This is a genomic window from Pseudomonas sp. GW821-FHT09C10 (assembly GCF_059418085.1).
In genome coordinates, this window is record NZ_JBWKPE010000005.1 from 401979 (window position 1) to 410223 (window position 8245).

General features: G+C 63.8%; 9 protein-coding genes. 3 read left to right on the top strand and 6 right to left on the bottom strand.

All coding sequences use genetic code 11. From position 1 onward, the window contains the following. The first annotated feature begins 76 nt into the window (after positions 1 to 76). The gene (locus AC07OT_RS13365) at positions 77 to 565 is read left to right on the top strand and encodes an Hcp family type VI secretion system effector (RefSeq protein WP_495108266.1); all 489 of its coding nucleotides are present in this window, start codon (positions 77 to 79) and stop codon (positions 563 to 565) included. A 296-nt stretch (positions 566 to 861) separates the two neighbouring features. Here the strand turns inward: AC07OT_RS13365 and AC07OT_RS13370 are convergent, their stop codons facing one another. The 4 genes from AC07OT_RS13370 to AC07OT_RS13385 form a co-directional block, all read right to left on the bottom strand. Next, the gene (locus tag AC07OT_RS13370) at positions 862 to 2325 is read right to left on the bottom strand and encodes an aldehyde dehydrogenase family protein (RefSeq protein ID WP_495108267.1); all 1464 of its coding nucleotides are present in this window, start codon (positions 2323 to 2325) and stop codon (positions 862 to 864) included. 143 nt (positions 2326 to 2468) lie between these two features. Then, on the bottom strand, positions 2469 to 3641 hold the full coding sequence (locus tag AC07OT_RS13375) for an NAD(P)/FAD-dependent oxidoreductase (protein ID WP_495108268.1): 1173 nt from the start codon (positions 3639 to 3641) through the stop codon (positions 2469 to 2471). Next, on the bottom strand, positions 3638 to 4045 hold the full coding sequence (locus AC07OT_RS13380; RefSeq protein ID WP_495108269.1) for a RidA family protein: 408 nt from the start codon (positions 4043 to 4045) through the stop codon (positions 3638 to 3640). The genes AC07OT_RS13375 and AC07OT_RS13380 overlap by 4 nt, the downstream gene beginning before the upstream one ends. Beyond that, entirely contained in the window at positions 4035 to 5171 is a 1137-nt protein-coding gene (locus AC07OT_RS13385; protein WP_495108270.1) for a DSD1 family PLP-dependent enzyme, read from the bottom strand. The genes AC07OT_RS13380 and AC07OT_RS13385 overlap by 11 nt, the downstream gene beginning before the upstream one ends. Positions 5172 to 5266: 95 nt before the next feature. Here AC07OT_RS13385 and AC07OT_RS13390 point away from each other — a divergent pair, with 95 nt between their 5' ends. Beyond that, positions 5267 to 6151, top strand: a complete 885-nt coding sequence (locus tag AC07OT_RS13390; RefSeq protein ID WP_495101184.1) for a LysR family transcriptional regulator — start codon at positions 5267 to 5269, stop codon at positions 6149 to 6151. Position 6152: 1 nt separating this feature from the next. Here AC07OT_RS13390 and AC07OT_RS13395 read toward each other — a convergent pair whose 3' ends face one another. Further along, complete coding sequence (locus AC07OT_RS13395) at positions 6153 to 6866, bottom strand: cupin domain-containing protein (RefSeq protein ID WP_495108271.1); 714 nt, start codon at positions 6864 to 6866, stop codon at positions 6153 to 6155. A 22-nt stretch (positions 6867 to 6888) separates the two neighbouring features. After that, the gene (locus AC07OT_RS13400; protein ID WP_065948057.1) at positions 6889 to 7740 is read right to left on the bottom strand and encodes a GNAT family N-acetyltransferase; all 852 of its coding nucleotides are present in this window, start codon (positions 7738 to 7740) and stop codon (positions 6889 to 6891) included. Positions 7741 to 8008: 268 nt separating this feature from the next. On the opposite strand from AC07OT_RS13400, the gene AC07OT_RS13405 reads away from it, so the two are divergent. Then, a partial coding sequence (locus AC07OT_RS13405) for a hypothetical protein (RefSeq protein ID WP_495108272.1) occupies positions 8009 to 8245 on the top strand: 237 nt, incomplete at its 3' end.

Genomic DNA, 8245 nt, shown 5'->3' on the forward strand with positions numbered 1-8245 from the left:
TCTTGTAGGCCCGCTCCCGATTGAGGAAAAGTGCGCCCCACGTCACTTCCGGCGGACCACAGGACAAGGAGCCAACATGGCAGTCGATATGTTTTTGAAACTGGGTGATATCAAGGGTGAGTCGCGGGACCAGGCCCATCGTGACGAGATCGACATTACCAACTGGGGCTGGGGTTTATCGCAAACGGGCTCGATGCATTCCGGCACGGGAGGCGGTTCGGGCAAGGCCGACTTTGCCAACCTGAACCTGACCAAACCCCTGGATAAATCCAGCCCCAACCTGATGATGGCCTGCGCTACCGGCAAGCATTACCCCGAAGCCAGACTGGTGGTGCGCAAGGCTGGCGGTTCAACCCCGGTGGAGTACCTGGTGATCACCTTGAAGGAAGTGATGGTGGTGTCCTACGGCACCCGCGCTGAAACGACCGATGATGTGTTGTATGACAGCATCGCCTTGAACTTCGCCACCGTCGACGTCAGCTATCAGCCGCAGAAGGCCGATGGCGCCAAGGACGGCGGGCCGGTGAAGTTTGGCTGGAATATCCGGCAGAACGTCAAGGTGTGATGCGCTGAGAGGGCATAGGTACTGACACAACTTTTTAAACCCTGACACATCTCCCTGTGGTGAGCGGGCTTGTCCCGCGCTGGGCTGCGAAGCAGCCCCAAAACCAGCCTCTCCAGAGTGTCTGATACAACGCGTTCTTCTTGACTGGGGCTGCTTCGCAGCCCAGCGCGGGACAAGCCCGCTCACCACAAGAATGCGGTCGCCTGAAATTGTTTATGCAAGACTCAAGATTTTAGAGTGAAAATTTAACCCTTTAAAATCAATAAGTTATTTTGATCTTGATAAAGGCCCATCACTCACTCGCCAAACCCGATAATCGCCTTGGTTTCCAGATACTCCTCAAACCCCTGCACCCCATACTCCCGCCCATTCCCCGAGCGTTTGTAGCCCCCAAACGGCGCCATCGGATTCCACGCCGGATGGTTCAGGTGCACCTGGCCCGCCCGTATACGCGAAGCCACCGCCCGCGCAAGATCAAGGTCCTGCCCCTGAACGTGGGCGCCCAGCCCGTACACCGTGTCGTTGGCGATGGCGACGGCTTCATCCACCGTGTCATAGGCAATGATGCACAGCACCGGCCCGAATATTTCCTCCTGGGCTATGCGCATGGCGTTGTCCACTTCGGAGAAAACCGTCGGCCGTGTATAGAAACCCTTGTCAAAACCCGCCGCCCGTCCCGGCCCACCGCACAGCAGTTTGGCGCCCTCGTCGAGGCCGGCCTGGATCATGGCCTGGACGCGATGGAACTGAGCTTCGTTGGCAATGGGGCCCAACTGTGTCTGTTCCGATTGCGGGTCGCCGACGATCAGTGCATTTGCGGTGGCCGCCGCCAGGGCTTCGACTTCGGCCAGGCGGTTTCTCGGCACGATCATGCGGGTCGGCGCGCTGCACGACTGGCCGACGTTGCGAAACGCCGACATCACCCCCAGCGGCACAGCCTTGGCGAAGTCGGCGTCGGGCAGCAGCACGTTCGGCGACTTGCCCCCCAATTCCTGGGTGACCCGCTTGACCGTCGGCGCGGCCGCCTGGGCAACCAATGCGCCCGCGCGGTTGGAGCCGGTGATGGAAATCATGTCGATATCCCCATGGGCCGCCATGGCCGCGCCGACGTCGGCACCGCTGCCGTTCACCAGGTTGAACACCCCAGGCGGCAGGCCGGCGTCATGCACCAGTTGGGCAAACAGCAGGGCGCTCAATGGCGACAGTTCGCTGGGTTTCAGCACCACGGTGCAGCCGGCGGCGATGGCTGGGGCGACTTTTGCGGTGATTTGATACAGCGGCCAGTTCCACGGCGTGATCAGGCCGCACACGCCGATAGGCTCGCGCTCGATTGCGGTGCCGCCTTCCACGGTCTGGAAGCGATAGCTGGACAGCAGGTCACGGGCGACCCGCACGTGTTCGGCCGCCAGCGGCACTTGCATGGCCCGCGCAAAACCGATGGCCGCGCCCATTTCCAGGGACAGCGCCTGTGCCAGCTGCTCTTTGCGTTCAAGGATCAGTTCGTGGATTTTCCCCAGCACCTGGGCTCTCGCAGCAGCCGGGGTTGCAGACCAACCGGCGAACGCCCCGCGTGCCGCCGCGACGGCCCGGTCGACATCCTCGGCAGACCCGCGCGCCACCTCGGCAACCACGGCTTCAGTGGCCGGGTTGACCACCGGCAGCGTCGCCGGGATCGCCGGGGACGTCCAACGACCGTTGATATAAAACTGGTGAGCCGTTTGCGCATCAACGCTGTAGCTGTTTGAAGATTGAGTTGTCATCCAACTGGCTCCCTGGAGCGGTAATAGGCGCTGCGAACGGCACGGCCCGGTGTCCGGATAAGCTAGCAAAAGCCTCCCGCGCAAAGATGCCGTTATTCAATGCTGCAAGGGATAATCTGCTGAATCCGGCAGGCGGGTGAGGCTCATATGAGTTTTCCTGTGGTGGGGGCGTTTGCCGGCACCGTCGAAGGTTGGGTAAAGCGCCGGATATCGAACGGGCTGATCAAGGTGCTGGTGCTGCCGGTGCTGATCAGTTCGGCCATCACATCCCCCACGCCCGGGCCGAGCTGGAAGCCGTGGCCGCAGAAGCCGAAGGCATAAAACAGCCCGTCCACGTTGCCGCTGGGGCCCATCACCGGCAGGGAGTCGGGTGTATAGCTTTCGATGCCGCTCCACACGCGGATGATGTTCAGTTTCTCGGCGCCCGGTAATAGCCGTTTCATCTGGCGCATCTGGTTGAGCAGGCTCTCGGGCTTGAAAAATGCGCGGCGGTTGAGCATGTCCGGCGTGCAGCGGGCGCCGCCACCGATGATGATGTTGCCGCGCGGGATCTGGCGGAAGTAGATCACCTCTTCCTTGATCTTGGTGAACACGCCGATCACGGTGGGCAAGGCGTAGGGCACCGGTTCCGTCACCGACATCTGCGGGCCGTTGGGCTCCAGCGGCACCGGCTCGCCGAAGCGCTCGGACAAGCGCGCGGCCCAGGCGCCGGCGGTAATCAACAATTGCTCGGCAACAAACAACTGACCATCGGTGGTGGTGACGTGGAACAGGCCGTTGACCTTTTCCACGTCGGCCACTTCGGTGCTTTCCTCGATGCGTGCACCGAGTCGCTGTGCGGCGCGGGCAAACGCCGGCGCGGCCAGCCGTGGGTTGGCGTGGCCGTCGTGGGGCGCATAGGAGCCGCCTTTCACCTCGGGGCCGAGGAAACCGAAACGCTGGTGCAACTCGGCGCCGCGATAGATTTTCAGGTCCAGTTGCGCGGCTTCCGGCGCAGCGGCGTAGGCCTCCAGTTCGGCGATTTCATCTTCGCGATAGCACACGCGCATGTGGCCGCTGGGGATAAATTCCAGGTCGTCGTCGATCAGCTCCGGCAGGCGCTTCCACAGTGCCCACGAACGGTTGGCCAGTTCCAGTTGCCCCAGGTAGCGGCCCTGGCGGCGCACATTGCCGAAGTTCACACCGCTGGCGTACTGACCGATCTGATCGCGTTCCAGCAGCGTGACCGAGCAACCGCGGCGGCGCAGGAAAAACGCCGACGAGGCGCCCATGATGCCGCCGCCGATGATCAGCACAGCGCTTTTTTGCGGGTTCATGCAGGCTGCTCCTGTGTGGCACGGGCCACCGCTTCGATTTCGATCAGGTAGCCATGGTGCAACACCGGCACGGGCACCACGGCGCGGGCCGGTTTATGTTCACCCAGGCAGCGCGCGTAAATTTGATCAAAGGCGGGCCAGTGTTCGATGCCGACCACGTAGACCGTCACTTTGAGCAGGTCACCGAGGCTCAGGCCCGCTTCACCCAGGATCGCCACCAGGTTATCCAGGGCAAGCGAGGCTTGCACCGCGAACGGTTGCCCGGCGCTGTGCTCGCCATTGGCGCGTACCGGCAGTTGCCCCGACACATACAGCACGCCGCCATGCGCCACCGCCTGGGAATAGTGCCCGCCCGGCGGTGCCGCGTGGGTGCTATGAATCGAGTGGATGCGATTACCAGCCATGCAGGCGACTCCAGGTGTGCACGCTGCCATCGGCCTCCACGGCGTGATAATCCGGGAACTGCGCGCCGGTGGCACAGGCATGGTTGGGCAGGATGCGCAGCCGACTGCCGATGGGGAAGCGCGTGACAAGCGCGTCATTGTTGGCAGCGCCGAGGGTGACGATGCCGTGTTCCTGGTTGGCAGCGCTGACCCGCGCGCCGTCGATCCAGTCGCCCGCTTCGCTGCACACTTGGCCGTAACCGAAGTCCTGGTGCTGGCGCTGGGTGCCACGGTCACGGCTCATGGCCATCCAACCGGCGTCGGTGATGATCCAGCCTTTGTCCGGCTGATGGCCGATCACGGTGGTCAGTACGCTCAGCGCCAACTCATCGGCCTGGCACACGCCGATGTTGCGCATGACCAGGTCGAAGAACACATACACCCCCGCGCGCACTTCGGTGACGCCGTCCAGATTCAGCGCCGAGAGGGCCGTGGGGGTGGAGCCGATACTGACCTCGGGGCACGCCAGCCCGGCTGCGCGGAGAGTGTCTGCGGCGTGTACGCAAAGCGCGCGTTCCTGTTCGGCCAGCGCTTGCAGGGGTTCAAGGCTGTCCAGCTCGTAACTCGAGCCGGCGTGGGTCATCACGCCACGCAGGTGCAGGCCGCCCTCGCTGAGGATGCGGGCGACGTCGATCAGTACCGGGTCCTGCGCGGCCAGGCCGGAGCGATGGCCGTCGCAATCGATTTCGATCCACACGTCGAAGCGTGCGTCATGCTGCTGTGCGAAAGCGACGATGGCCTCGGCGCCCGGGACGCTCTCGGTGAGCAGGCTGAGGTTGCAGCCTTTGCGCCACAGGGCCAGGGCCTGGGGCAGTTTGCCCGGGGCGATGGCCACGGCGTAGAACACATCGCGGATGCCGGCGGCGAAACAATGCTCGGCTTCCTTGAGGGTGGACACCGTGACGCCGCTGGCCCCGGCGGCGATCTGGGCGTGGATCACCGGCAGGCACTTGCTGGTCTTGATATGCGGGCGCAAACGCACGCCCAGGCTGTTCATGCGTTGTTGCATACGCTGGATATTGCGCTGCATCTGCGGGATGTCGACGAGCGCGGCGGGCGTGTCGAGGGAAGCAATCGGCGTGGACATGGCGGAACTCGTGTGGCGGGGGACAGGCTGCACTCTACTCAGCTGTCGTTAACCTGTGGTTCAATCGGTACTCATCAATCATTAAGTAAAATTGAATGATTTCCATCGAAGACCTGCGCCTTGCCGTGACCCTGGCCCGCTCGGAGTCGCTGAGCGCCGCCGCCCGCACCCTGAATGTGTCGCCGCCGGCGTTGTCCATGCGTCTGCGCAAGTTGGAGACGCTGCTCGGGCTGAGCCTGGCCAATCGCGATGCGCGGCGCCTCAGCCTGACGGCGGATGGCGAGCGGTTTTCGCGGGAGAGCGCGCTGTTGCTGGAGCAGCTTGAGGCGCTGCCGGAGTCGTTCCGGCACAAGGATGAAACCCTGGTGGGCACCTTGAGGGTGGCGGCGCCGTTTGGCTATGGCCGCCAGCGCATCGCACCGCTGTTGGCGCGGTTTGCCAAACTGCACCCGCAGCTGTGTTTGCACTTGGATTTGCGCGAGACGCCCTGGCCCGATCGCCATGACAGCGATGCGGTGGTTCACATCGGCCATCTCAATGACAGCCTGTGGACCGCGCGGCCACTGACACCAAACGAGCGCTGGTTGTGCGCCAGCCCGGCCTACCTGCACGCCCACGGCGTGCCGTCTGCGCCGGATGAGCTGGCGTCCCATCGCTGCATCTGCATTCGGGAAAATGATGAGGACGTGACCCTGTGGCACCTGCGCAAAGGCCAGGGCCGCAAGACCCTGCGCGTGGAACCTGCGTTGTTGAGCAACGATGGCAGCGTTGCCCGGCGTTGGGCCGAGCAAGGCTTGGGTCTGGTGCTGCGTTCGCAGTGGGACGTGAGTGACGCCGTGGCCAGCGGCAGCCTGGTACGTGTGTTGGCGGACTGGAGCTTTGACAGCGCACCGGTGCTGCTGCTGGTGCCGTCGCGCAAACTGCGCAGCCCGCGCGTACAGGCGTTGGTGGCGTTTCTGGAAGAGGCGTTGAAGGCCTGAGTCACTTCACCGCGTAGACCTTGCGCACGTACACCGTACTGGTCCAGGCGCAGGGCGCGCCCTTGGCCACGAACACGGTGTCGCCGGTATTCACCGTGACCTCGCCACCTTCGTTATCCAGCAGGGTGACGCGGCCTTCGAGCAGGTGCATCAATTCATGCAGTTTGTGCGGGCGGCCGTGGCGGGCGTAGGGCGTCGAGTCCCAGATGCCGACGCGCAGCTCGGTCACGGCATCGTCGAACAGGTTGAATGCGCGGCATTGCGGGGTGGGGCCGATCAGTATCTGGGGTTCCGGCGCGGCGGAGGGGTTGAGCAGGGTGTGCGGGTCGAGCAGGGTCAGGCCGGGGCACACCGGGGCATCGGCCTGCTCGACCGCGCAGAACGCCCATTCGCTGCCTGCACTGGCCTGTACCGTGAGGCGTGTGCCGAAGCCGATGACGGCGCTGGCGCCGACGTCCAATTCCAAGGTCTGTTCCGCGGCACTGAGTACGACATGGCCTGCATGTACCACCAGCGTTTCGCTATGGGGGAACTCTTCGATCACCGCTTCGCCGCTGAAGGACACCACGCCGGCGGACACGCCATCGTCGCCCATCCAGGCGAGTTGGCGGATGTCGCCGAACGGGTCCAGCGCGCTCAAGGCGGCCTTGTTGAAAGACGTGGCAACGCGGCTGCCGTCGGCGCGTGCCAACAGCAGGATACGGGGAGATGACATGGGGAGTGCTCCGGGAGAAAAGTCAGCCGATCGCCTGGGTGATCAGGGCAAAGGGGTGGACGCCTTGGCTGGCCTGGGGCGGCGTACCCAGGGCCATTTGCGCGACGGTGTCGATGTTCTTCAGGCCGGCCTGTTCGAGCCAGTCGCTGAGGCCGCAGGCGACGGGAATGTCGATGCGCACAAAGGTGTCCGGCACCTGGGCCAGCAAGGTGGCGATCAGGTACTTGGCCTGCTCGATATTTTCCGCCACCACCGGGCCGATGCACCGCCCACGCCCAAACGGCCGCAGCAGGGCGAAGCCGCGTAGCCGGCCATCGCGTTCGATCCCCACGGCGTGCTCCACCTGCAGGTCACGCAGCACTTCACGGCGGTCCATACCGCTGGCGGCCTTGGCCAGCGCGAGCAGGCTGGCGTGATCATCGGCGTTAAGCGCCCGGCAGGTTTCGCCGTCGGCCAGCGTCGGCAGGGCGGGCACCAACGCCTGGCCCTGATGCTGCTGCACCCGGCCGAACTCGACGAACCCCTGGCTGGCATACAACGGCGCGCCGGCGAGGGTGGCGTTGAGGACCGGCGTGCGCGTATCGCAAGCGGCAATGGCCTTCTCCATCAAGCGCCGGCCGATACCCTGGCCCTGGTAGTCATTGCTGACGATCACCAGGCCGATGGTGGCGTAGTCGCCCTGGGGGCAGGTGAACGCGCTGCCGATCAGCCGCTCGCCATCCATGACCACGAAGCCGTCGCTGACCCGTTGCAACATTGCCCAGTCTTCCAGGCGGTGAGGCCATTTGAGTTGCACCGACAAATCGTGGGCGGCCGGCAGATCGGCTGCGGTCATTGGACGGTAGAGATAAGTGGGGTGCGGCAGGGCGGACATGGCGAGCCTCCGTAGAGCGTTGTTTTGGCGGTGTCAGGTTGCTTGTATCCCACCTGGGTTGGAGGCTGGCAAGAGGGCCGGGAATATTCGGTAGATTCCTCGCGGTGTGCGGGGCGAGACCACAGTTACTACTTAATTGGGGTTGGGGGGCAGCAGCAAATGCCATGGGGTTGGCGTTGGAGCCAACTGGAGTAGGGCGGGTTTGCACGGTTAAAAATGTGGGAGGGGCGGTGCGACGGTTCGACTTGCCCCCGATGAGGCAGTGTCAGTGGATGCATCTGTAGCTGAGCTGCTGACATCGGGGCATAAGTATCTGCATAATTTTTTTCAGCGGTCTGTGGCGAGGGCGCTTGGTTCCGTGGCGGCCTTTGGGCCGACCATGTCGTTGGCTTTGACCGAGTACATATCCGTTGCTGCGGTAACGGCTGCCTATGGTTCCGCTCTTACAGCGGGTCACTTTTGGAAGAGCGCCAAAAGTAACCAAAAACGCTTCGCCCCAACACTC

Coding starts and splice junctions, on each gene's coding strand:
- AC07OT_RS13370 (WP_495108267.1), bottom strand. CDS start 2,325: ATGACAACTCAATCTTCAAACAGCTACAGCGTTGATGCGCAAACGGCT.
- AC07OT_RS13380 (WP_495108269.1), bottom strand. CDS start 4,045: ATGGCTGGTAATCGCATCCACTCGATTCATAGCACCCACGCGGCACCG.
- AC07OT_RS13400 (WP_065948057.1), bottom strand. CDS start 7,740: ATGTCCGCCCTGCCGCACCCCACTTATCTCTACCGTCCAATGACCGCA.
- AC07OT_RS13385 (WP_495108270.1), bottom strand. CDS start 5,171: ATGTCCACGCCGATTGCTTCCCTCGACACGCCCGCCGCGCTCGTCGAC.
- AC07OT_RS13365 (WP_495108266.1), top strand. CDS start 77: ATGGCAGTCGATATGTTTTTGAAACTGGGTGATATCAAGGGTGAGTCG.
- AC07OT_RS13375 (WP_495108268.1), bottom strand. CDS start 3,641: ATGAACCCGCAAAAAAGCGCTGTGCTGATCATCGGCGGCGGCATCATG.
- AC07OT_RS13390 (WP_495101184.1), top strand. CDS start 5,267: ATGATTTCCATCGAAGACCTGCGCCTTGCCGTGACCCTGGCCCGCTCG.
- AC07OT_RS13395 (WP_495108271.1), bottom strand. CDS start 6,866: ATGTCATCTCCCCGTATCCTGCTGTTGGCACGCGCCGACGGCAGCCGC.